General features: G+C 35.4%; 25 protein-coding genes. 8 read left to right on the plus strand and 17 right to left on the minus strand.

All coding sequences use genetic code 11. The features are described from left to right. Positions 1–136 precede the first annotated feature (136 nt). Entirely contained in the window at positions 137–412 is a 276-nt protein-coding gene (locus NSS97_RS20600) for a hypothetical protein (protein ID WP_002014891.1), read from the plus strand. Positions 413–523: 111 nt separating this feature from the next. Here the strand turns inward: NSS97_RS20600 and NSS97_RS20605 are convergent, their stop codons facing one another. The 4 genes from NSS97_RS20605 to NSS97_RS20620 all read right to left on the minus strand — a co-directional run bounded on the left by NSS97_RS20605 (position 524) and on the right by NSS97_RS20620 (position 4,317). Then, positions 524–856: a DUF3909 family protein gene (locus NSS97_RS20605; RefSeq protein ID WP_002014892.1), complete on the minus strand. Its 333-nt coding sequence runs from the start codon at positions 854–856 to the stop codon at positions 524–526. Between the two features lie 5 nt (positions 857–861). Next, positions 862–1,740: an NAD(P)-dependent oxidoreductase gene (locus NSS97_RS20610; RefSeq protein WP_044442761.1), complete on the minus strand. Its 879-nt coding sequence runs from the start codon at positions 1,738–1,740 to the stop codon at positions 862–864. 4 nt (positions 1,741–1,744) lie between these two features. Beyond that, positions 1,745–2,875 (minus strand): serine hydrolase domain-containing protein, encoded by a 1,131-nt coding sequence (locus NSS97_RS20615; protein WP_044442759.1) that lies wholly within the window; start codon positions 2,873–2,875, stop codon positions 1,745–1,747. A 149-nt stretch (positions 2,876–3,024) separates the two neighbouring features. Continuing rightward, positions 3,025–4,317, minus strand: a complete 1,293-nt coding sequence (locus NSS97_RS20620) for a GGDEF domain-containing protein (protein ID WP_341113935.1) — start codon at positions 4,315–4,317, stop codon at positions 3,025–3,027. 310 nt (positions 4,318–4,627) lie between these two features. Between NSS97_RS20620 and NSS97_RS20625 the strand changes: the two genes are divergently transcribed. The 3 genes from NSS97_RS20625 to NSS97_RS20635 all read left to right on the plus strand — a co-directional run bounded on the left by NSS97_RS20625 (position 4,628) and on the right by NSS97_RS20635 (position 6,272). Further along, positions 4,628–5,245, plus strand: a complete 618-nt coding sequence (locus tag NSS97_RS20625; protein ID WP_002192616.1) for a nitroreductase family protein — start codon at positions 4,628–4,630, stop codon at positions 5,243–5,245. A 237-nt stretch (positions 5,246–5,482) separates the two neighbouring features. Then, positions 5,483–5,701, plus strand: coding sequence for a hypothetical protein (locus tag NSS97_RS20630; RefSeq protein WP_002088422.1), 219 nt, complete (start codon positions 5,483–5,485; stop codon positions 5,699–5,701). A gap of 196 nt (positions 5,702–5,897) precedes the next feature. Further along, positions 5,898–6,272 carry a DUF3915 domain-containing protein gene (locus NSS97_RS20635; protein ID WP_002192615.1) on the plus strand — a complete coding sequence of 125 codons (375 nt, stop codon included), beginning with the start codon at positions 5,898–5,900 and terminating at the stop codon, positions 6,270–6,272. A gap of 96 nt (positions 6,273–6,368) precedes the next feature. On the opposite strand, the gene ptsP is transcribed toward NSS97_RS20635, so the two are convergent. The 4 genes from ptsP to glcT all read right to left on the minus strand — a co-directional run bounded on the left by ptsP (position 6,369) and on the right by glcT (position 11,732). After that, positions 6,369–8,081: a phosphoenolpyruvate--protein phosphotransferase gene (gene ptsP, locus NSS97_RS20640; RefSeq protein WP_107886389.1), complete on the minus strand. Its 1,713-nt coding sequence runs from the start codon at positions 8,079–8,081 to the stop codon at positions 6,369–6,371. Then, complete coding sequence (gene ptsH / locus NSS97_RS20645) at positions 8,081–8,344, minus strand: phosphocarrier protein HPr (protein ID WP_002033915.1); 264 nt, start codon at positions 8,342–8,344, stop codon at positions 8,081–8,083. Before ptsH ends, ptsP begins: the two co-directional genes overlap by 1 nt. A gap of 135 nt (positions 8,345–8,479) precedes the next feature. Next, complete coding sequence (gene ptsG, locus NSS97_RS20650; RefSeq protein WP_002014901.1) at positions 8,480–10,543, minus strand: PTS glucose transporter subunit IIABC; 2,064 nt, start codon at positions 10,541–10,543, stop codon at positions 8,480–8,482. 340 nt (positions 10,544–10,883) lie between these two features. Then, positions 10,884–11,732, minus strand: coding sequence for a glucose PTS transporter transcription antiterminator GlcT (gene glcT / locus NSS97_RS20655; RefSeq protein ID WP_002033914.1), 849 nt, complete (start codon positions 11,730–11,732; stop codon positions 10,884–10,886). Positions 11,733–11,897: 165 nt separating this feature from the next. Between glcT and NSS97_RS20660 the strand changes: the two genes are divergently transcribed. After that, positions 11,898–12,716, plus strand: coding sequence for a Cof-type HAD-IIB family hydrolase (locus NSS97_RS20660; RefSeq protein WP_002014903.1), 819 nt, complete (start codon positions 11,898–11,900; stop codon positions 12,714–12,716). A 73-nt stretch (positions 12,717–12,789) separates the two neighbouring features. On the opposite strand, the gene phnF is transcribed toward NSS97_RS20660, so the two are convergent. From phnF to NSS97_RS20690, 6 genes are all read right to left on the minus strand, one after another. Beyond that, positions 12,790–13,521 carry a phosphonate metabolism transcriptional regulator PhnF gene (gene phnF, locus NSS97_RS20665; RefSeq protein ID WP_078172874.1) on the minus strand — a complete coding sequence of 244 codons (732 nt, stop codon included), beginning with the start codon at positions 13,519–13,521 and terminating at the stop codon, positions 12,790–12,792. After that, on the minus strand, positions 13,451–14,239 hold the full coding sequence (nagB, locus tag NSS97_RS20670) for a glucosamine-6-phosphate deaminase (RefSeq protein WP_002033913.1): 789 nt from the start codon (positions 14,237–14,239) through the stop codon (positions 13,451–13,453). The genes phnF and nagB overlap by 71 nt, the downstream gene beginning before the upstream one ends. 4 nt (positions 14,240–14,243) lie before the next feature. Continuing rightward, the gene (gene nagA, locus NSS97_RS20675; protein ID WP_002088433.1) at positions 14,244–15,386 is read right to left on the minus strand and encodes an N-acetylglucosamine-6-phosphate deacetylase; all 1,143 of its coding nucleotides are present in this window, start codon (positions 15,384–15,386) and stop codon (positions 14,244–14,246) included. A gap of 206 nt (positions 15,387–15,592) precedes the next feature. Continuing rightward, positions 15,593–16,495, minus strand: coding sequence for a ComEC/Rec2 family competence protein (locus tag NSS97_RS20680; RefSeq protein WP_002143023.1), 903 nt, complete (start codon positions 16,493–16,495; stop codon positions 15,593–15,595). A gap of 78 nt (positions 16,496–16,573) precedes the next feature. Then, entirely contained in the window at positions 16,574–17,146 is a 573-nt protein-coding gene (scpB, locus tag NSS97_RS20685; protein ID WP_002128944.1) for an SMC-Scp complex subunit ScpB, read from the minus strand. 156 nt (positions 17,147–17,302) lie between these two features. After that, positions 17,303–18,046, minus strand: a complete 744-nt coding sequence (locus NSS97_RS20690; RefSeq protein ID WP_002143025.1) for a segregation/condensation protein A — start codon at positions 18,044–18,046, stop codon at positions 17,303–17,305. A 169-nt stretch (positions 18,047–18,215) separates the two neighbouring features. Here NSS97_RS20690 and NSS97_RS20695 point away from each other — a divergent pair, with 169 nt between their 5' ends. Then, positions 18,216–18,311 (plus strand): YjcZ family sporulation protein, encoded by a 96-nt coding sequence (locus NSS97_RS20695; protein ID WP_000510194.1) that lies wholly within the window; start codon positions 18,216–18,218, stop codon positions 18,309–18,311. 99 nt (positions 18,312–18,410) lie between these two features. Beyond that, positions 18,411–18,929, plus strand: coding sequence for a DUF309 domain-containing protein (locus NSS97_RS20700; RefSeq protein WP_044442747.1), 519 nt, complete (start codon positions 18,411–18,413; stop codon positions 18,927–18,929). Positions 18,930–18,949: 20 nt separating this feature from the next. Here NSS97_RS20700 and ribT read toward each other — a convergent pair whose 3' ends face one another. Together ribT and NSS97_RS20710 are read right to left on the minus strand one after the other, a co-directional pair. Continuing rightward, entirely contained in the window at positions 18,950–19,318 is a 369-nt protein-coding gene (gene ribT / locus NSS97_RS20705) for a GNAT family N-acetyltransferase RibT (RefSeq protein WP_000908403.1), read from the minus strand. Positions 19,319–19,803: 485 nt separating this feature from the next. Then, a complete protein-coding gene (locus tag NSS97_RS20710) occupies positions 19,804–20,241 on the minus strand; it encodes a peptidylprolyl isomerase (RefSeq protein ID WP_000853785.1) in 438 nt (145 codons plus the stop codon). A 187-nt stretch (positions 20,242–20,428) separates the two neighbouring features. Between NSS97_RS20710 and NSS97_RS20715 the strand changes: the two genes are divergently transcribed. Next, a complete protein-coding gene (locus NSS97_RS20715; RefSeq protein ID WP_107886387.1) occupies positions 20,429–21,295 on the plus strand; it encodes a DUF1002 domain-containing protein in 867 nt (288 codons plus the stop codon). A gap of 31 nt (positions 21,296–21,326) precedes the next feature. Here NSS97_RS20715 and NSS97_RS20720 read toward each other — a convergent pair whose 3' ends face one another. Beyond that, a complete protein-coding gene (locus tag NSS97_RS20720) occupies positions 21,327–22,130 on the minus strand; it encodes a Cof-type HAD-IIB family hydrolase (protein WP_002014913.1) in 804 nt (267 codons plus the stop codon). Positions 22,131–22,154: the final 24 nt, after the last annotated feature.

Raw genomic sequence — 22,154 nt, forward strand, 5'->3', positions numbered from 1 at the left:
TTATCAAGTATATTTCGGAATTTTTTTTGAACATTTATTGAACTTTTTTTGAAATTTTTCTGAAAATTCTGTTTTACGTATGATATACTACAACTAATAAGAAGGAAAAGAATATTGCAAACAGAGGGGGATAATCATGAGTTTACTTATCGCACTTATACTAGGAGTTACATGCGGAGCTATTCCTGTCATTTTAGGAGCTATTATGGAAGAATTAGAAGTTGGTGTTTTAGGTTTTGTTGCATCATGTGTAAGCGCTTTATTTTTCGGTTTATATGGTGCTATTCCTGTTTCTATTCTGTGCGCATTCTATATACTACGCCATGCTCGCGCAAAACAGCTCGGCCCTAATCACATTGCCCAAGTTATTCCATTCCCAATTGAACGATGCCGCCGCGCTTCCAGCCTATAAAGTGAAACTTTAATCAGTGGGAGTTTTACTGCCCACAAATAGCGGGATAAATTATCCAACTTAAATATTATGCCTGCCTAAATAAATAAAAAGTCCTCAAATGAGGACTTTTTATTTATTTTCTTCTAGAAATTGAAACAATTCTTGCAAATGAAGTGCATCTTCACTGTAGCTAACGGATACATGACATGTCCCTTCAATCTCAGCATGCATATAAAGGACAATTCCATCCCGATCATATTTCAATGCCAAATAAAACTCCATTTCCTCTAACATCTTTTTCGAGCTTCGGATAACATAATGCCCTTTCTCATCTCTTCCATATTCAAAATCTGGTCCAAAATCGTATTTTTGTTTAAAAGCTTCTTTTTGCTTATCATTAATCTGTACACAAGTTGCTCGCTGCACAGCATCAATCATCTCGTCAAACTTTTGGAGATCCATTCCATTTACCCCCTTATATACTTTTTGTATAATACTTGTGTTCCGCTATTCTCTTTTCCATCTGCGATTAGCTCTTCATACAATTCCTTCGCTAGGGTTAAACCCGGTACTGGTAATTGTAATTTTTCAGCTTCATCTAAAGCAATCTTCATATCTTTCATAAAATGCTTTACATAAAAGCCAGGTTCAAAATCTCCTTTTAACATTCGAGGAGCTAAATTACTTAATGACCAGCTACCTGCTGCTCCTGTCGAAATACTCTCTAATACTTTATCTGCATTAAGTCCAGCCTTTTTCGCATATGCTACCGCTTCACATACGCCTATCATGTTAGAAGCAATTGCTATTTGATTGCACATTTTTGTATGTTGTCCACTCCCAGCAGGGCCTTGCAACTGAATATTTGTTCCTAGTTTTTCAAATAGAGGTAAGCAAATATCATATATTCTGTGCTCTCCACCAACCATAATTGCTAGTCTTGCTTCTTTAGCCCCAATGTCCCCGCCAGATACTGGTGCATCTAATGTATATATATTCTTGCTTTTCGCAACTTCATTAATACGTTTTGCCAATGTTGGTGTAGATGTTGTAAAGTCAATTGCTATCGTACCTTCATTTGCATGTTCTAAAATTCCATCAATCCCAAAGTACACTTCCTCTACATCATGAGGATAACCAACCATCGTCATAACAACATCAACTTGCTTTACTAACGCTTTCGGTGTATCACACCAAGTCGCACCCTCTTGCACTAAAGAAGCTGCCTTCGCTTTCGTTCTATTATATACATATACTTTATGACCGCCTTGCATTAAATGATGTACCATACTTTTTCCCATTACACCAATACCGATGAAACCTATTGATAAATTTTTATTCTCCATCTTCTCATCCCCTTTGTTCTAATAAATCATTTACCATCTTCCGAAATTCCTTATTAAAATCATCATCCAAACTATTCTTCACATTTGAGAATAAAATAACAAACGTTCCTTTTTCTTTATTGAAATTATTAAACGTATTCCAACCAGATAATACACCATGGTTATGGAAAAAATCAGGATATATGTAAAAGCTAAATGCATATTTCCTCTCTGCTGAAGGTGTAAACATCGCTTGTATACTTTGTTCAGAAAGAAGCTTCCCATTTATAATCGCTTCATCTAATTTTTTCATATCCCCTACTGTCGTATACATCTCACCCGATCCATATAACCAGTCCATTCCTAATTTTTGTGCTGGTACAAGATCTTGGTCTTTCTTCACATAACCCTTCGTGAAGCTTTTATCTCCAGGTACCATATTTCCCATACCCGATTCATGCATCTCTGCTTTTGTAAATATATTCTCCTTTATGTAATCTCCTAAAGGCTTTTTCGATATACTTTCTATAATAAAAGCAAGCACCATATAATTATAATCTGTATACCTCCAACCTGTTCCTGGAGGAAATTCTACATTTTGACGTCCAATCCAATTAATTAACTGTAAACGGGAGGCTGCATTCACATTTCCTTTGGCATGTTCAGGCAAACCAGAGGTATGTGTTAATAAATGATATAACGTGATATTTTTATCTGCTGGAAATGAAGGAATGTATTTATTTACATTATCTTGGATATTTAACTTCCCTTGTTCTTGTAACTGTAGAATGGATGTAGCAACAACTGTTTTCGTAATAGAACCGATACGATATTTTGTTTGAGGCGTATTTTCTATTTTATTTTGAACATCAGCATATCCATATCCTTTATTCAATATAACATGCTCTTTATCTGTCACCAAAACGGTCCCATTAAATTGCTTTCCTACTAAATACTGATCTAACTTTTGAGATATACTAGCATAATCAATTTTTTGTACTTCTTCTATATTATCCTGTACCTCTGACTCAATAGCAGGAGTTACCTTTGTTGTTAATACTGCTTGTTCCTTTGGATCGGGACTATAGAGAAAATAGTATACTCCGCCGCAAACTACAGCAGACAGTGAAGCCATAACCATTATTTTTTTTATCATATTGTTCCTCCGTAATTACTTCATGTGAACTACCCACCACTTAGTCTCTCTTGCGAGCTTACTTGAAGTGGGAGCTTCTCGGTTAAAATGGTCCCACATATTCTATTATCAAGTAATAAAAAAAAATCGCAACAATTTGTTGCGAAAAATCACATTTTTTCTTTTCTATATATACATACTTGATTTTTCCCATTTTTTTTCGCTTCATATAACGCAATATCCGCTCTTTGCATTAACTCTTCTCTTGTAATCCCTTGCTCATATAACGCAACTCCAAAACTCGCTGTTAATTTCGAAATTCCAGAGAAATGCTTTGTTTCAATGAAAAATCGCAATGATTCCGCAACTTGAAACGCTTCTTTTTCTACCGTATTTGTCACTAATATTATAAATTCCTCTCCTCCCCATCTTGCAAATACATGTTGATCTTCAACTTTAGATTTCATAAGATCTGCAAGTTGTACTAATGCTAAATCGCCAAAATCATGACCATATGTGTCATTTACTGATTTAAAATTATCTATATCAAACAAAATAAGTGCAACTTTTTCATCATTACGTAATACATTCTCCCACTCTGTCTCCAATATTTGTTGGAATTTCAAGCGATTATATATTTCTGTCAATGAATCTATCATAGCCAATCTTTCTTGCTCTTGATAGATTTCATCTAATTCTGTAATCTCTGTGCATTTTACTATAAATCGCGATAAATCTTCTGGTAATGGTGTCGCACGTAATAGAAAAGTAAATGCTTCTCCTTCATAATTGTACATTTTAATTCTTCTTCCATTTGATAAAGTATCATCCAGCCATGTTATATCGTGAGTCGTCGAATAATATCCGTTCTCTCTAATAAGATGTTCTGCAAACACTACATGTTGTTCACGATACGTAAATAAATTATCATGTCCGAAGAATTGTAAAAAATTCGTATTACAATCAACAATCTCATCATCTTCTACTATAAACAATAAATCATTTTGAAAATCAAACATCGTTTGAAGCAATTCTTGTTGTAAACCTACTTGCCGCACTAAAGAAAGTTGATATAAACTCTTATTCACTTCCTCTAGTACCACTTGTGGAGTTACTGGTGCTATAACAATATTACGTATTCCTAACAGTAGTAAATCTGCAAACTGATTGTCTATCTGTTGATCCCAAATGATAATGAATGTGCTCTGTGAATTATATATATTCTTTATATATTTTATTTGAGCAAAATCTGTTACATACATAATTACAATATGCGGTCTAGTTCTATGAAACAATATTTCTCCTTCTTCAAAACTATTTGCTATAAACATACATTTTGGATGGACGTTTTCTATCGTTTGTTGATGTGTACATCCATCTTCTATATAAAGGACATTCAACTGAAGATCTTGTAATACATTTTGGAAAACAGTATTCTCTAATAAAAAATGTAGTATGTTCATCACTAGTCTTCACTCACTTCATATATCTTGTTCTACTGAATTCCTCACAATCATTTTATAAAGAATTGTGAGGAACTCATATTAACAAGCTAATTGAGAATGTTATCTTCGCTTATCTGCTCTGGAAATTCCTTTTTTAGTGTATGATTATATGAATTGTATCGTTTGTATGAATGCCCTGCCTTACTATTTAAAACTTGACAATTAAAATAAAGGTATTATATTCTTAAATTCAATAACTTACAAAATGTAAGTAGAGTATATTACATTTATTTTATATTAAGTTGATATGTAATTTGGAGGATATATAATGACAAACAATGACTTTTTTAACGTTTTATATGAACGCACATCTACACGTGCATTCAACCCTGAAAAAGAAATTTCATCTACAGAGTTACATGAAATTTTAAAAGCAGCTGCGCAAGCACCTTCTGCTTGGAACTTGCAACACTGGAAATTCCTTGTTTTCCAAGGCGAAGATGTACAAAAACGATTACACCCAATTGCTTATAACCAACAACAAATTCTTGATGCTTCTGCCGTAGTCGCTATTTTAGGTGATTTAGAGGCATATAAAAATGTTGAACCTGTTTACGGTCCAATTGTAGAACAAGGATTTATGAATGAAGAAGCAAAAGAGCGCTTAGCTAAAAATATTGAATCTGCATATACTCGTGAGCAATACCCACGAGATGCTGCCTTTTCAAATGCTGCTTTAGCAGCAATGCAACTTATGCTTGCTGCTAAAGCAACTGGCTGGGATACTTGCGCTATTGGTGGCTTCAATCCACAGGCATTAATGGAAGAATTCAATGTTTCATCTCGTTATGTACCAATTATGCTTATTACAATTGGTGAATCCACTTTAAAAGGTCACCCTGCACCGCGCATGAGCGTAGAACAAGTGAGTGAATGGGCAAAATAATAAAAAAACGAAGGTAATTTCATTACCTTCGTTTTTTTATTTTCCTGTCACACATCCGTAATATTACAATGTATTATGCGACATCTATACATAGAAAAATCGTAATTTTCATGCTATCCCCATAAACAAATATGACGTTTTGTGTCGAAATTTGTTAAAGCATCGGAATATAACCGTGTCTTTTTGTTACAATTGTGATACAATGATAACAAATAGATAACAAGAGAGGGATTTTCATTGAGTTCATACGGAAGCTTTATCGCACTTTTAAGTTACATAGTAACTGTACTACTGCTATATTTTATTGGCGATGCTGCAAACATATCAGTGTTACAATTCCCAAAAGAAGAAGCGTTACAATTAGAAGCAGAAAAACATACTGCACGATCCATTGCACCACTACTCTTAGCTCTTCCTGTATATATCATCGTTTTATATAAAAGTAAAAAAGTGTAAAGGCTACCTATTTCATTCATTTCGGTGGTCTTTACATTTTTTTGTGACATTTCCCCTATTTTAAACATCATTCCATACTAAATACCCATCTAGTCATTTAAAATGAGAAAATCCCCTAGAAAAATTTCCATTATCTGTCCAGTCACTAACTACCGAACTTACATAGATTATAAGTGTGAAGGGGGTGATGAGGATTATGTTTGGATCATTTGGATGCTGTGATAACTTTAGAGACTGTCATCATCGTGAAAGAGAGTGTGACCATCGCGACCATCGTGACCATCGCGAGAAAGAGAGAGAGGTAAAACCACAACAAACAGCTGTATGTAACGTACTTGCTAGCATTTCAGTTGGAACAGAGCTTTCTCTTTTAAGCATTAGAGGTAACGGAACATTCAATAATGTAATTTTTGAAGGTTTCGCTAACGGTGTTGCTCTTTTCTCTGCTTTAGCTCGTAATGACAAAGACAACAAAGATAACAATAAAGACGATAAGAACAATCAAAATCGAAATACTTTTACTGGCATTTTACGTGTTTGCCCAACTGATATCGTTGCAATCGCTATCTAATTCTGTTCCTTATTCTCTATAGTAAGAAAACAAGATTTACTTTTCTCATAGAAAAAACCTGAGACCGATTTCAAATCGACTCAGGTTTTTTTACTATTATATGCTTTTAACTAATTCAACAACTTCTTCAGCTGTTGACATTGTTAATGCTTTTTCTGCTAATGTTTCCATTTCTGCTTTTGACAACTTGCTTAGTTGTGTTCTTGCAGGAAGGATAGATGTTGCACTCATACTGAACTCATCTAAGCCTAATCCTAATAATAATGGGATAGCAAGTGAATCTCCCGCCATCTCACCACACATACCAGCCCATTTGCCCTCTTTATGAGCAGCATCGATAACCATTTTTACAAGACGTAAAATAGATGGGTTATATGGTTGGTATAAGTAAGCTACTTGTTCGTTCATACGGTCTGCAGCCATTGTGTATTGGATTAAGTCATTTGTTCCAATAGAGAAGAAATCAACTTCTTTTGCGAACTGATCAGCTAATACTGCTGAAGCTGGAATTTCAACCATCATACCAACTTCAATAGAATCAGAAACAGTTGTACCCGCTTGAACAAGTCTTTCTTTCTCTTCTAATAAGATTGCTTTCGCTTGACGGAACTCATCAAGAGTTGCAATCATTGGGAACATAATTTTTAAGTTACCGTATACGCTAGCACGAAGTAATGCACGAAGTTGTGTACGGAACACATCTTGCTCATCAAGACATAAGCGAATTGCACGGTATCCTAAGAATGGGTTCATTTCTTTTGGTAAATGTAAGTATGGAAGTTCTTTATCTCCACCGATGTCAAGTGTACGAACAACGACTGGTTGATCTTCTTTTACACCTTCAAGAACTGCTTTATACGCTTCGAACTGCTCTTCTTCTGTTGGAAGATTGTCACGGCCCATGTATAAGAATTCTGTACGGTATAAACCAACGCCTTCTCCGCCATTATCGATAATACCTTGTACATCATTTGGTGTTCCGATATTAGCAACAAGCTCAACGTGATGTCCATCACTTGTTACAGTTGCTTGGTCTTTTAATTTTGCCCATACAACTTTTTGCTCTTCAAATTTCGCTTTCTTTTCTTCAAAAGAACGAAGAGTTTCTTCAGATGGGTTTACAATTACTTCTCCATCTAAACCGTCAATGATTACGATATCGCCGTTTTGGATTTTCTCCATAACAACTTTCGTACCAACAACAGCTGGAATTTCCATAGAACGAGCCATAATTGCAGAGTGAGATGTACGTCCACCGATATCAGTTGTGAAACCTTTTGCATACTTACGGTTTAACTGAGCTGTATCAGATGGTGTTAAATCTTCAGCAATGATGATTACTTCTTCAGAAATTGTACCAGGGTTTGAGAAGTTAATTCCTAGTAAATGTGCAAGAACACGTTTTGTTACGTCGCGAATATCCGCAGCACGTTCTTTCATGTATTCGTTATCCATGTTTTCAAACATAGAAATAAACATTGATGCAACTTCATCCATTGCAAATTCAGCATTTACTTTTTCGCCATTTACTTTATCTTTTACTGGATTTACTAATTCTGGATCATTTAATACTAATAAATGTGCTTCAAAGATAGCAGCTTTATCAGCACCTAGCTCAGCAAAAGCATGGTCCTTAATAGCTTCTAGTTCAGATTTTGCTTTCTCAAGCGCAGCGTCTAAGCGTGCAATTTCAGCAGCTTCGTCTGTAATTGATTTCTTTTCAATGTTAAATTCAGGATTCTCAAGTCTGAAAGCCTTTGCAATAGCAATCCCACTTGATGCAGCGATCCCTTGAATGTTAAGAGTCATTATTCTCCTAATCCTTCGTTTTTCATAGTTTCTTCGATAGCTGCTAGTGCTTGAGCTGCATCATCACCATTTGCAGTGACCTTAATTTCCGCGCCTTGTTGAATTCCTAAAGACATAACACCCATGATTGATTTTAAGTTAACGTTTTTTCCGTTATACTCTAAGTTGATGTCAGAACCAAATTTGCTTGCAGTGTTTACAAGTAGAGTTGCTGGACGAGCATGAATTCCTGAGTCGCTAGTTACTTTAAAGATTTTTTCCATGATAATTTATCTCCTTCAAATACAGTATTTTTTTAGTTGTATAGACGTGAGTACTACATCATCTATTGTATATAATAGGCGATGTTCGGTCAACCACATCGCCTATTATAATTATAAACATTTTGCGTCAAATCCCTACTGAATGTCAATAATAGCGTTTTCGCCCTTCTTAACATTTCCATCTTTTTTCAATTCGACTTGTTGTCCTTGTTGTAAATTCGTAAAGACGATTGGTGTAATAATAGATGGTGCATTTTCTTTTACAAATGCAAGATCTACTTTTAATAATGGTTGTCCTTGCTTCACTTTATCACCTTGTGCTACAAGCGCTTCAAAGCCTTCACCATTTAATTTTACAGTATCAATACCGAAGTGGATTAAAATTTCTTTTCCGCCTTCAGACTGAATACCAATCGCATGTTTTGTAGGGAATACATTTACAATCTCACCATTAACCGGAGAAACTACTGTTCCTTCTGTTGGCTCAATCGCAAATCCATCTCCCATCATTTTCCCTGAGAATACTTGGTCAGGTACTTCTGTAATCGGTAAGATTTTCCCTTCAATTGGTGAAACGATTGTTTCATTTTCATCAACCTGTTGAGGAGCTTCTTCCACTTTTACAGGCGCTTCTTTTTCAACATGAGGTGTACGACCTGACATAATATCATGAATTTGTGATTTTAATGTGTCAGATTTCGGTCCGAAAATAGCTTGAATGTTATTTCCAACTTCAAGTACACCGGCTGCTCCAAGCTCTTTTAAGCGGTCTTTATTTACATTTTTTTGTTCGTTAACTTGAACGCGTAAACGAGTAATACAAGCATCTAACGAAGCAATGTTTTCTTTACCACCAAGTGCTACTAATACTTCACGTGGAAGTTCTCCTGCTTCTGTTTTCCCTGCGCCTTCATTAGCATTCGCTACTTCACGACCAGGTGTTTTTAAGTTCCATTTACGGATTGCGAAACGGAATCCGAAGTAGTAAATAACTGCTAGTACAAGACCAACAATAATTACCCACCACCATGCCGTACGACCTGGTAGTACACCGAATAATATGAAGTCAATTAAACCACCAGAGAATGTCATACCAATTTTAACACCTAAAATTTGCATTGTCATAAATGATAGACCAGCGAATACTGCATGAATTCCGAATAATACTGGTGCTACGAATAAGAATGAAAATTCAAGCGGTTCTGTAATACCTGTTAAGAAAGATGTTAATGCAGCAGATCCTAAAATACCAGCTGCTAATTTTTTATTTTCCGGACGTGCTTCATGGTACATTGCTAAAGCTGCTGCTGGAAGACCGAACATCATGAACGGATACTTACCAGTTGTAAATGTACCTGCTGTTAATTCTACGCCGTCTTTTAACTGTGCCATAAAGATTTTTTGGTCACCACGGATTAATTCGCCAGCTGCATTTGTATACTGACCGAATTCGAACCAGAACGGTGAATAGAAAATATGATGTAATCCAAATGGAATTAATGAACGTTCGATTAAACCGAATATAAATGCTGCTATCGTTCTATTTGCATCAATCATTTGATGTGAGAACGTATTTAAGCCACCCTGAATGTATGGCCAAATGAAGCACATGATAATACCTACCACTAAAGAGAATGTTGCAGTTGCGATTGGTACGAAACGCTTACCTGCAAAGAAACCTAAGTATGATGGTAATTCAATGTTAAAGTATTTATTATAACAATATGCCGCTACTATCCCGACGATAATACCACCAAACACTCCTGTTTGCAGCGTTGGAATTCCTAATACGTTTGCATATGCTGGATCTGAAAATCCAATTTTCACTGGATCAGTTCCAGTGCTTGTTACTTTCACTAGTTTATCTACTTCTAAGAACACACTCATCGTTTTGTTCATAATTAAGTATCCGACGAACGCTGCTAAACCAGCTACTCCGTCTCCACCAGCTAAACCGATCGCTACCCCAACTGCGAATAATAGCGCAAGGTTAGCGAAAATAATATCGCCAGATTGTTCCATAATTTTTGCAACCATTACGAACCAATCTGCTTTTAAAGCAGGGATAACATTTGTTAGTTGTGGATTTTGAAATGCATTACCAAATCCAAGTAAAATACCTGCTGCCGGTAAAATCGCTACTGGAAGCATAAGCGCTTTTCCGACTTTTTGAAGAACACCAAAGATCTTCTTAAACATGGAAACCCTTCCTCTCTTATCTATATTGATACTTTTCGACAAACGCCAAAAAGGCATGAGGAAAAAAAAGATAGAACGATAGCTATACAAAGGGTAGTATGTCCCTTTCTTTAGCTTACATTCCCAACTTTTCTCCACTCATGCCTGATCGAATCAGTAACACGTGTCAAAAATAGGATTACGTATAAGTTCACTATAATTAAAGCAAACGTTTTCGTTATTTACCTTAATGTGTTTGTCGAATTTTGTATAACTTTGCAATAGTTATTATACATAACTATTGTAAGCGATTCAATCATTTTTTTTAACGTTTTCATTTTAGACAAAAATATATGTCTTTTTACACATGTTCTGCTTTCACTAATCGTTGTAAATGCATCGTTAAATAAATACTCTCCGCTTCATAAACAGGAAGTTGTAATTCGTTCTGCATTACTTTGACTAGCTTCCATGCCAAATTGTAACAAACTGGATATTCTAATTTTAATAAATCAGCAAAACTTTGTGCTTCTTCTACTTTTTCTCCTTTTTTCACCCGTTCAATAGCATATTGTAAATGGCGAATAAGGCGTAAATAATGAATGCTTTCTTGGTCTAATGTAATTTGTAGGTTTGTCTCAATTAAAGACACAAGTTGTGCAATAAGACGAGAATTTTGATTAACAGAAGATAAATCAGAGTTTGTAAGCGAGCTATAAATATGGAGTGCGATAAAGCCAACTTCTCCTTCTGGCAATGTAATTTGCAAACGAGAATTTAAAAGTTTCACAACTCCTTCAGCAATTTCATATTCTTCTGGATATAGCATTTTCGTTTCAACTAAAAAAGGATTATCTATTGTAAGTCCTTGTTTCAGCCTTTTAATTGCAAAAGAAATATGATCTGTTAAAGCGATATGAATATGTTCATTTAATGGAGACTCCGCTTTTTCTTGAATGTATAACATAATATCATTCATCAATTCAATTAGCTTTTCACTCACATGCGGCACTAAAAGTTTGTATTGTTCTCGATCACGTTCATTTTTTAAAACAAACATTTTCTCAATTTGTTCTTGCTCCAACACATCTTCAGCCTTTTTTCCAAATCCAATTCCTTTACCGATCACTACTACTTCCTCGTGTTCAGGATGGCTAGCAATGATGACATTATTATTTAAAACTTTTTTAATTTCTAGATAATTACTCATATAACACCACCCTCGTACTTAAATAGCCTACTTTTATGTTACAGAACATTCTTCTTTGTCGTCAATGTAAAACATCTACCATTTGATAAAAATTCATTTTTTAGACATGTTTGTATATGATGCGTATAATGTAAGAGCAACTGTACATAGAAAGGAGATAGCAACATGATTAAAATGTTTGTAAGTGATATTGACGGTACAATGATGCAGCATGGAGGTCTGATTGATGAACAGGATGTTGCGGCACTTCGCAGTCTTGCTGAGCAAAATGTTATTCTTTGCTTCGCTTCTGGACGACTTGATAATGAAATCGCAGACTTAATGAAAGCTGTAAATACAAATTTCCATCGTATTAGTGTAAATGGTGTGTTTGTATACACTAATGAAAATAAGCAACTATTATCCGCAAATTTTGATTCCAGCATTCTTCCTGATTTACTAGCTATGACAAATCAAGACCCTTATTTCCGTTATGTAAGTGATGAGCATAATTACTATATTGAAGAAAAGACACCTTTTATTCATGAACTCGAAAAACAAGTAGCAATGACTTCTGTTGAAGAACCAAATTTATTACAGAAAATCGATGATACAATTTTTCCAAATAAAATTTCTATCGGTGGAACAAAGGAAAACTTACAACTCCTTCAAAAAAAGATCGATGAAAAATTCCATGGAAAAGTTAGTACTTTCATTTCAGCTGAACAATGTTTAGATGTAATGCCACCAAATATTAGTAAAGGTTCTGCTATTTCTGTTTTATTACAAGAGTTTCAAATACAACCAGAGGAGGTTGCATGCATAGGGGATTCTTACAATGATATTCCAATGTTTTCCTTAACTCCTCATAGTTTTGCTATGTCTCAAGCTGATGATGCGGTAAAAGAGCACGCTCACTATGTAGTAGATGCTGTCAAAGATGCCGTTAACCAAGTACTTGTTTATAATGAAGAAGCAAATAAAAATACGACTCGATCCTTATAAGGATGAGTCGTATTTTTATTTCTTTACATGTTGAAAACATCAAAGTTCACTGTACTTCACAAACTGAAATATATTACTTGTTACGTGCGATGTTCGTAATAAACTTGTAACGATCCCCACGATAAATACATTTCACATACTCTAACGGTAACTCACCTTCTGAATATGACCATTGACGCATTACAAGTACAGGCGCCTTTTTAGGAATATGCAGATGTTCAGCTTCATTATCCGTTGCAATTGAAGCTTCAATTGATTGAGTAGCGCGAACAAGCTTAAAGCCCAGTTTTTTCTCTAAATGTTCATATAAAGATTGTTGTAATATTTCTTCGTTAATATCTTTCACAAGAGTTGGCGACAAATATGTCGTCTCAAATGCAATCGGTTCGTCATCAGCTAAGCGCGTACGCCTCACTTCATAAACCGATTCTCCCTCTTGTATTCTCAGCCGGTCTGCTATTTTAGCAGTAGCTGGAACTAGGCGGAAACTTAATAACTGGCTGCTCGGTTTCATACCACGAGAAATCATATCTTCTGTGAATCCCGTCATTCCTTGCAACTTTTGCTCCACTTTCGGAAGTTGGACGAACGTTCCAATCCCACGTTTCCGGTATAAATAACCTTGTTCCACTAAGTTATTAATCGCCTGTCTGATTGTCATACGACTCACTTCGAACTTATCACAAAGTTCATTCTCAGATGGAATTTTATCTCCCGGCTTCCATTCGCCTTCCTCAATTAGCTGTTTCACCCACTCTTGAATCTGATAATAAATCGGAAATGGTGAATACTTGTCGATGTTCATCAGCAATCGCCTCACTGCATAAAGATAGAGCTTCTGGATCTGCGATTACGGTTACATTCGGATGACGTTGTAAAACTGTAGCAGGACACGCCTCACTATATTCACCTTGCAATAATTCTTTAATAGCTTCTGCCTTTTTAGATCCCATAGCAACAAGTAGAATTTGTTTTGCTTTCATAATACTTCCAATTCCCATTGTAATCGCATGAGTCGGCACATCTTCTTCATTTTCAAAGAAGCGAAGGTTTGCTTGGCGTGTAGATTCTGTTAATTCTACAATGTTAGTTGGAGAATTAAATGGTGTTCCTGGCTCATTAAATCCGATGTGACCGTTTTCACCGATTCCAAGAATCTGTAAGTCAACTGGGTTAGCTACTAGAATGCCTTCATAACGCTTGCACTCTTCCTCTAAATCACTTGCCATCCCATTCGGTACATAAGTTTGTTTAAATGGAAGATGATCAAACAACTGTTCTTGCATGAAATAATGATAGCTGTTTTTATCTTCGTGTGGTAAATTTACGTACTCATCTAAGTTTACAGTGGTTGCATGACTTGTATCAAGTTTATTTTTTCGCATTTCTGCATAAATACCTAATGGAGAGCTTCCTGTAGCCATTCCTAAAGTTGGATTTTCTTTTGATTTTACAACCTCTTTAATTAACTTATAACCTGCTTCTGCTAATTCTTCTGGAGTTTTTACAACAAGAATATTCATCTAATTACTTCCCTTCCTTCATATGAATTCCTAAACGAACCGTATCATATACATGTAATTCTTCAGTCATAACAACAAAGTCTGCATCTTTACCTACCGCTAACGCGCCTTTATTATTTAATCCAAATTCTTCTGCTTGGTTAACTGATGTCATTAACACTGCCTCCTCGATTGAACATCCTGTAAATTCAATTACATTTCGGAAAGCTTGATCCATTTTTAAAATACTACCAGCTAACGTTCCATCTTCTAATCGGGCACTGCCATCTTTTACATGTACTGGCTGTCCGCCAAGCTCATATAATCCTTCTTCAAGACCTTTTGCACGCATTGCATCTGTAATGACACTTACTTTTTTCGGTCCTTTTAATTTATATGCTAATTTCACCATATCAGGGTGAATGTGAATACCATCTGTAATTACTTCAACCATTACATCTGGATTTAATAACACATGACCAACAACTCCTGGTTCACGATGATGTAATCCACGCATTTGATTGTATAAATGTGTTGCATGTGTAATTTTTCTATTTTTCAGTTGTGCATCAATTGCATCTGTATGCCCCATTGTGCCAACAACACCTGTTTCAGCAAGATACTGTTCAAACTCTAACGCACCTTCTTCTTCCGGTGCATATGTTACTAATTTAATTAGATTACCGCTTGCTTCCTGCCATTGTTTAAATTGCTCGATACTCGCAGGAACGATATGTTCAAGTGGTTGTGCACCCGCACGTTTTTTTGAAACATATGGTCCTTCTAAGTGAATATATTCGAAATGTGCTCCTTTGTCTTTCGCTTCCTTCGCAGCACTTAGCGCCGCTTCAATCGCTTCTGGAGCTTGTGTCATTGTTGTTGGGAAGTAAGTTGTAACTCCTTCTTTTAACATTTCTTTACCAAGAGTTACTAATCCATCGCTATTTGCATCCATCGCATCAATATCGTATCCACCATGAATATGAACATCAATCATACCTGGAATCACAATCTTTCCTGCCACATCTAACACAGTTTCATTTTCTTGTGATACATATTGAGCCATCAAACCAATTTCTTTAACTGTTTCTGTGTAACGAATAAATCCGTTTTCCACTACTTCTTTACCTGTATAAATTTCGGCATTGATGACAACTTGCGTTTTCATTTTCATCGACCCTTTCCCATGAAATACCTACTTATTATTATTACCTTATTCGCCTAATTCCATCTTAATATACACACAAGTAGTTGTCTATACATTCTAATGAAATTTCCTCTTCGTTCAGCGAAAAAAGGAAATTGATTTCTTTTTCATTCTAATATATATTATCCATTTTTACCAAAATGGATAATAACCTCTTATATAATTAGTTACTTAAGTAATGGCATAAGACCGCTTGCCCCCATAGTAATATGTTCACCATCTGTTTCTATTTCCACAGTTCGCTTGTTTGTTCCATATATCATTATACCACGCTGTTTTAATCGTCTTACTACACTCTGATGAGGATGCCCATACGGATTTCTACTCCCGTACGAAAGAATAGCGAATTGTGGATCTACTTTTTTTAAGAATGTTTCACTCGTTGAAGTATACGAGCCATGATGCCCAACTTTTAATACATCTGCATGTACATCAAATTGCTTTAATATTTCATTTTCCGTCCGTATATCAGCATCACCCATTAATAAAAAGTCCGCTTTACCATATCGAATCTTTAACACAATTGAAGACTCGTTATTCTCGTCTTTCGATTTCCCATTGTTCAATACTTGTATAGAAACATGTGGATCTAACGGTATATATTGTCCTTCCTTCACTGAAATGAAAGGTATGCCCCTTTTTTTAATATTATTCCGATACGTATGATAAGTAAATGAACTATATGTTTTTCCACTATCTAATACGAGTGAAACCGGCATTTGTTCTACAATTGGAATAAGCCCCCCTATATGGTCCATATCAGGATGAGTACTTACAATCACATCTAAATGATTAATTCCTTTTTCAATTAGTTTTTGAATAATAACCTCTCCTGCTTCATAAGGGCCCCCATCTATTAACATCGTTTGACCATTTGGCAATGTAATAAGTGTCGCATCACCTTGTCCAACTTTTAAAAAACTCACTTTCATTTTACCAAAATGTTGCCGATGCATATGTATAGAAGACGCAGTATGAATAGACATCATATATCTTTTAGCCGATGCGCTGTTTAACGAAAAACATAATAAAACAGAAACCAACAATAGAATACTCCGTACACCTTTCATAACTCGTCTCCTTTTTTCATTTAGTATGGCACGCTCTGTAATTGATATACAAAAAAAGCTTAGCAAAATGCTAAGCTTTTATTTTGATAATTCCTGTAAAGAACCAAAGAATAAATCTGCTTCATTCATTTGTTCATTTTCTTCCGAAAGAGGTGGTAAATCATCTAATGTTTTCAATCCAAACGTATCTAAAAATTCTTTCGTCGTTCCGTATAAAATAGGGCGCCCTGGTCCTTCCGCTCTTCCCGTTTCTTTTATAAGTAAGTGTGAAACTAACGTTTGTAATGCCTTGTCCGTTTTCACACCTCTAATCTCTTCCATTTCTGTCCTTGTAATCGGTTGACGGTACGCAACGATTGCCAACGTTTCAAGAGCTGCTTGAGAAAGTGAAGCCGCGGTTGGAGTATCTATTAATTTTTGATAGTACGAAGCATGTTCTTTCTTTGTTGCAAAACGATACACTTTTGCATATTGTACAATTTGCAAACCGCGATTCGATCCTTCGCATTCTTTTTGCATTTCCTCTATACTGTTTATTACTTCTTCCACTTCAACTTCCAGAACTTTAGCTATCTGTTCCGGATAAATCCCTTCGTCACCTGCAACAAATAAAAGCCCTTCAATAATCGATTTTTGTTCTTTTCTATCCATTTTACGAACTCCTTCCTCCTATTTCCCATAAAAAACACACATAAAAAAACCGAATCACAGTAAATGCGTTCGGTTCAATATTTCTTCTCTCGTTCCAAACGATACATTAAAAACTAACATGAGATAAAATATTTCTATCCCATCTTCACATCAACTCTATACGGATTTATTAGAGCTTGATACGAAAATTTCATCAAAATTATGTTCCTGCTCAATTATGATTTGTTGATTTTTCATTAGCTCAAGAACCGCTAAAAATGTTACAACCATTATTTCACGTTCTTCATCAGCAAACAAATCATAAAAGCTTTGACGACCGCCTCTTACTTCTAACTGTTGTAGAATATCAGTCATTCGCTGTGCAATTGGTATTTCTTGGCGAGTAATTCGCGTTGTTACGGGGGTTTTTGCTTTTTTACGACGCATTAGCTTTTGAAATGCCGCTAACATATCATATAACGTAACATCAAGAGGCAAGCTTGTCTCCTCTTCTTGTTGAAATGATGTAAAATCAATTGGCGGACGTGTATATAGCTGTGCTCTTTCTTGTTCTCTTTCTTTTAACTCAGTAGCAACTTGCTTATATTTCTTATATTCAATTAACCTCTCCATCAATTCTTGACGAGGATCATCTATAAAGTCTTCACCGTTATCAGGTACATCTTCTTCTTGTTTCGGTAACAACATTTTACTTTTAATTTGTAATAACGTTGCAGCCATTACTAAATACTCACTGGCAACATCTAATTGTAATTCTTTCATCGTATGGACATAAGATAGATATTGCTCTGTAATTTTCGCTACAGGAATATTATATATATCAATTTCGTAACGATTTATTAAGTGTAACAATAGATCTAAAGGCCCTTCAAAAGCCTCTACTTTAAAATTATACTGCACAAAGCATCCCACCACATTTTTTCTATAACACCATAAGTATAGAGCATACTCATGTTCTATCCAACCTTTTTAAGAAATTTAATTAAAAATAGACCTATGCCCATGTCATAATGCCCACCGCTTCATATGATAACAATGTAGTAAGAACAATGTAGGAGGTCAAAAAACTATGGGTCACGTTGATTGCGGTTTTAGCGGTGGATTCGCATTACTAGTTGTACTGTTCATTTTACTAATCATTGTAGGAGCAGCTTGCTTCTGCTAATATGAAGCAATAAAGCGACTAGGGATATTTCCCTAGTCGCTTATTGTTAATATTTCTATGATACACTGTACATATAACCGTTAGACAGGAGCGAAAAAAATGTATCCTACCGAGTACATACAATTTTTAATTCATTTTCACGGAGACTATGATTATTTTGAATGTCATGAAATATTAGAAGAATATTGGAAATTAAAGCCTAGAGGAGAACGTGACAATTACTTAGTCGGCCTCATTCAAATTGCTGTTTCCTCATACCATCATAGACGATCCAATTGGAATGGTGCAGAGAAGATGATAAAAAGCGCAATAACAATTTTAGAAAAGAGCAGCGCGCAATTACATCAATTCGGAATAGATCATAAACAACTTACATTCTTATTAAATGAAAGATTACAATCTATCCACAAAAAGGAAAATTTCGCCCCGTTATTTTTACCATTATTAGACGTATCGTTAGAAAAACAATGCATACAGTTATGTAAGAAACAAAACCTCTCTTGGAAAGATGCGAACGTCATTCCTGGTGAATACATCATAAATAAGCACACATTGCGTGATCGAACAGAAGTCATTTCTGAACGACACGAACAACTACAAAAAAGAAAGCAGAGATAATAAACTACTTATCCCTGCTTTCATGAATGTATATTTTGTTCAAGCTCTTTACACTTTTTGCAAAAACTTGCTGTTTGCTCATTTCCGCAAATTGTAAACTCAAGAAATTTACTCTTAAGCTCTTGAACCATCTTCGTCCCAATCCCCATATGACGGTGAGACGGATTCACGCTCAAATGCTGAATTTCCAATACCTGATCTTCTTTTTTTATAATCCCCATTATCCCAACAAAATCTTCATTTTGTTTCCACAAATACAATTGCCAATCCTCTTTCGCCTCATACTCTTTCATTGTCAATTGTAATGTTTTCACATCTTTTTCAGTTGGCATAAATGAAAGAAGCCCCATTGCAATTTTTTCATAACTTTTTTTAAAACGAATTAACATAACCCTTATCCCTTCTTACAAAAGTTACAAACTATTTATCCCCTCAATCACTCTTTTCATATCACATTCATTCTACAATATTTTTACCAGAGTGAGAAGGGGCTGAAACAACTTGATAATCATACAAAGCGTTAAGAAGAAAGTCAAATATATGTTTCCACGCTATTTCTTTCTATTACACCGCTCAAAAAAGAGACAATACTATATAGGAACTAAAAGAAAAATCCCTTTCTCATCACATTTCACTTATTAACCACTTTTGAACAAAGTAGTTCTACTAAAAGCAATATGTTAAGAGAAATACATTTATTGAAGCATATAATTCGTACTCCATCCTATGTATTTTGTTAAAAGTGTGTTCTCATGAACAATATAATTTAACGTTAGTAGCCTTCCTATTTGTGTCATATACTTTAAAATATATACCAATCCCTGTTTATAGGAAATAAAAAAAGAGAGCAAAATCGCTCTCCTTTTCTCGTAACTTATTCTTCCCAAACTTTAACTTCTTTCATTACATCGCCTTGACGCATGTTTAATACTGTTTCAATACCGCTTGTTGCTTTACCGAATACAGTATGTACGCCATCTAAATGCGGTTGTGGCTCATGAACAACAAAGAATTGGCTACCACCTGTATTACGGCCAGCATGTGCCATAGAAAGTGAGCCAACAAGATGTCTATGAGGATTTCCATCAGTTTCACATGGGATAGAGTAACCTGGGCCACCTGCTCCTGTGCCTGTTGGGTCTCCACCTTGGCTTACGAAGCCAGGAATAACGCGGTGGAATGTCACACCATCATAAAATCCTTGCTCTGCTAATTTTTTAAAGTTTTCTACTGTTTTTGGTGCCTCTTCTGGGAAAAATTCTAAATCGATTTTTTCGCCATTTTCCATTAATATGTATCCTAAAGTTTTCATATGTATATGTCTCCTTTCAACTATCTCAGCACTATATTACCATATTCATGACGAGAAACAAAAAGAATCCGACAATCTGCATACTTCTTTTTTGAAATGTGGAAGAAGCTAGGTGACAAATAAGAAAAATATACTATAATAACTGTGTTACCCGAAAATTTAAGAAAGAGAAAGGGAGCGATTTTTCGTGAAAACGAAATTACTAGCTCTGCTATTAGCTGTAGCCGTATTTATTATGCCAACAGCTTCATTTGCAGACATCATTGAGGGAGAATCAATTGTTACACTAGGAGAAAACTTATCTGAACAACAAAAACAAGATCTTTTGAAAGAAATGAAAGCACCAAAAGATGCACAAATTATTACTGTATCTAATGCGGAAGAACATAAATTTCTAGAGGGCGTCGTTCCAAAAGCGCAAATTGGTACGAGAGCAATTTCCTCTTCTATGATTACATACACAAAACCAGGGTCAGGTCTCATTGTACGCTCAAAAAACATTAATTCGATAACAGATGCAATGTACACAAATGCACTTATTACAGCAGGTGTGAAAGATGCAGAGATTCAAATTACTGCACCATTTAAAGTTTCAGGAACTGCTGCTTTAACAGGTTTAATGAAGGCCTATGAAACAACATCAAACAAAGCCATTCCTGAAGAAGTAAAAAAAGTAGCCAATGAAGAAATGGTACAAACAGCCCAGCTTGGTGATAAAATCGGCGAAGAAAAAGCAGTTCAACTTGTTGCAAAAATTAAAGAAGAAATTGCAAAAGAACAGCCCAAAACCACTGAAGATTTACGTTCATTAATTAAAAAAATTGCTGATCAACTTGGCATTACATTAACAGATGAACAGTTGGATAACTTAGTATCGTTATTTGATAAAATGAAAAATCTTAATATCGATTGGAACCAAGTTGGTAGCCAATTAGAAAAAGCAAAAGACCATGTGTCTGCCTTCTTAGGATCTGATGAAGGGCAAAGTTTCCTAGATAAAGTAAAAGATTTCTTCTCTAGTATCATTGATTTCGTTAAATCTTTATTCAAGTAAAAAAGAAGCTCGCCAATGACGAGCTTCTTTTTTATACAAGTAACGGTAATTTCATAATAGCTTCTTCAACCGAACGGACAACATAATTTGCTTTCTCCTTCACATACGGATGAGCATGATGGAGGGTGAAGGAGTGCGGGGTTACTTCAAACATAGAAATATCATTGAAAGAATCTCCAATACATGCAACTTCATTTGCTTCAATTTGTAAATGTTCCATTAATCGCTTCAGAGCGCTTCCTTTACTTACACCTCTTGGCATAATGTCAACATATCGCTTACCCGATATAAAGACTTCCGCTTCGCTATGAAATGTATCTCTCAACTCTTGATCTAATGCTACAATTTTTTCTTCTTCGCCAAAAACAAATAATTTCGCAGGATGTACAGTCTTCCCAAATTCCTCTTCTAACTCTTCGATTTCAGCAATATGCACTCCCATATACTCTTCAAAAGTATGGTGATGTTCATTCTTCCTTTTTGTATATCGCTGCTCATTTGCACAAACAATATCTGCTAGTCCCTTTTTATGTATATATCGATATATTTCCTGGGCAACCCCATCTTCAAAACTCGATTCATGAAATACTTTTCCATCCGGTAGTATCATTGTCGCTCCATTTAAACTAGTTGTGTAATACGGGAACGAAAACCTTTTTACCGCCTCATCAATTCGGTGAGTAAAACGGCCAGAGGCAAAACAAATATTTGTCCCGTTTTCAGCTAGCCAACAAAGCGCTCGTTCATCTTCTTTTTGCATATCATTCATATTGTAAACGAGTGTATCATCTAAATCACTTACAAATAGTTTAATCATGTCCTCTTCCCCTTCCATACACAATATCTACTCTAATTGTAC

The organism is Bacillus sp. FSL R12-0074 (assembly GCF_038005725.1).
GTDB classification, from domain to species: Bacteria; Bacillota; Bacilli; order Bacillales; family Bacillaceae_G; genus Bacillus_A; species Bacillus_A mycoides.

What these genes read in the sequence shown, in the direction of transcription:
- NSS97_RS20720 (WP_002014913.1), bottom strand. Translation starts at nt 22,130, where the DNA reads ATGGAAGGGGAAGAGGACATGATTAAACTATTTGTAAGTGATTTAGAT.
- NSS97_RS20625 (WP_002192616.1), top strand. Translation starts at nt 4,628, where the DNA reads ATGACAAACAATGACTTTTTTAACGTTTTATATGAACGCACATCTACA.
- ptsG (WP_002014901.1), bottom strand. Translation starts at nt 10,543, where the DNA reads ATGTTTAAGAAGATCTTTGGTGTTCTTCAAAAAGTCGGAAAAGCGCTT.
- scpB (WP_002128944.1), bottom strand. Translation starts at nt 17,146, where the DNA reads ATGGATAGAAAAGAACAAAAATCGATTATTGAAGGGCTTTTATTTGTT.
- NSS97_RS20635 (WP_002192615.1), top strand. Translation starts at nt 5,898, where the DNA reads ATGTTTGGATCATTTGGATGCTGTGATAACTTTAGAGACTGTCATCAT.
- ribT (WP_000908403.1), bottom strand. Translation starts at nt 19,318, where the DNA reads ATGTTAATTCGTTTTAAAAAAAGTTATGAAAAAATTGCAATGGGGCTT.
- NSS97_RS20620 (WP_341113935.1), bottom strand. Translation starts at nt 4,317, where the DNA reads ATGAACATACTACATTTTTTATTAGAGAATACTGTTTTCCAAAATGTA.
- nagA (WP_002088433.1), bottom strand. Translation starts at nt 15,386, where the DNA reads ATGAAAACGCAAGTTGTCATCAATGCCGAAATTTATACAGGTAAAGAA.
- glcT (WP_002033914.1), bottom strand. Translation starts at nt 11,732, where the DNA reads ATGAGTAATTATCTAGAAATTAAAAAAGTTTTAAATAATAATGTCATC.
- NSS97_RS20600 (WP_002014891.1), top strand. Translation starts at nt 137, where the DNA reads ATGAGTTTACTTATCGCACTTATACTAGGAGTTACATGCGGAGCTATT.
- NSS97_RS20695 (WP_000510194.1), top strand. Translation starts at nt 18,216, where the DNA reads ATGGGTCACGTTGATTGCGGTTTTAGCGGTGGATTCGCATTACTAGTT.
- ptsH (WP_002033915.1), bottom strand. Translation starts at nt 8,344, where the DNA reads ATGGAAAAAATCTTTAAAGTAACTAGCGACTCAGGAATTCATGCTCGT.
- nagB (WP_002033913.1), bottom strand. Translation starts at nt 14,239, where the DNA reads ATGAATATTCTTGTTGTAAAAACTCCAGAAGAATTAGCAGAAGCAGGT.
- NSS97_RS20710 (WP_000853785.1), bottom strand. Translation starts at nt 20,241, where the DNA reads ATGAAAACTTTAGGATACATATTAATGGAAAATGGCGAAAAAATCGAT.
- NSS97_RS20605 (WP_002014892.1), bottom strand. Translation starts at nt 856, where the DNA reads ATGGATCTCCAAAAGTTTGACGAGATGATTGATGCTGTGCAGCGAGCA.
- phnF (WP_078172874.1), bottom strand. Translation starts at nt 13,521, where the DNA reads ATGAACATCGACAAGTATTCACCATTTCCGATTTATTATCAGATTCAA.
- NSS97_RS20610 (WP_044442761.1), bottom strand. Translation starts at nt 1,740, where the DNA reads ATGGAGAATAAAAATTTATCAATAGGTTTCATCGGTATTGGTGTAATG.
- NSS97_RS20615 (WP_044442759.1), bottom strand. Translation starts at nt 2,875, where the DNA reads ATGATAAAAAAAATAATGGTTATGGCTTCACTGTCTGCTGTAGTTTGC.
- NSS97_RS20700 (WP_044442747.1), top strand. Translation starts at nt 18,411, where the DNA reads ATGTATCCTACCGAGTACATACAATTTTTAATTCATTTTCACGGAGAC.
- NSS97_RS20660 (WP_002014903.1), top strand. Translation starts at nt 11,898, where the DNA reads ATGATTAAAATGTTTGTAAGTGATATTGACGGTACAATGATGCAGCAT.
- ptsP (WP_107886389.1), bottom strand. Translation starts at nt 8,081, where the DNA reads ATGACTCTTAACATTCAAGGGATCGCTGCATCAAGTGGGATTGCTATT.
- NSS97_RS20680 (WP_002143023.1), bottom strand. Translation starts at nt 16,495, where the DNA reads ATGAAAGGTGTACGGAGTATTCTATTGTTGGTTTCTGTTTTATTATGT.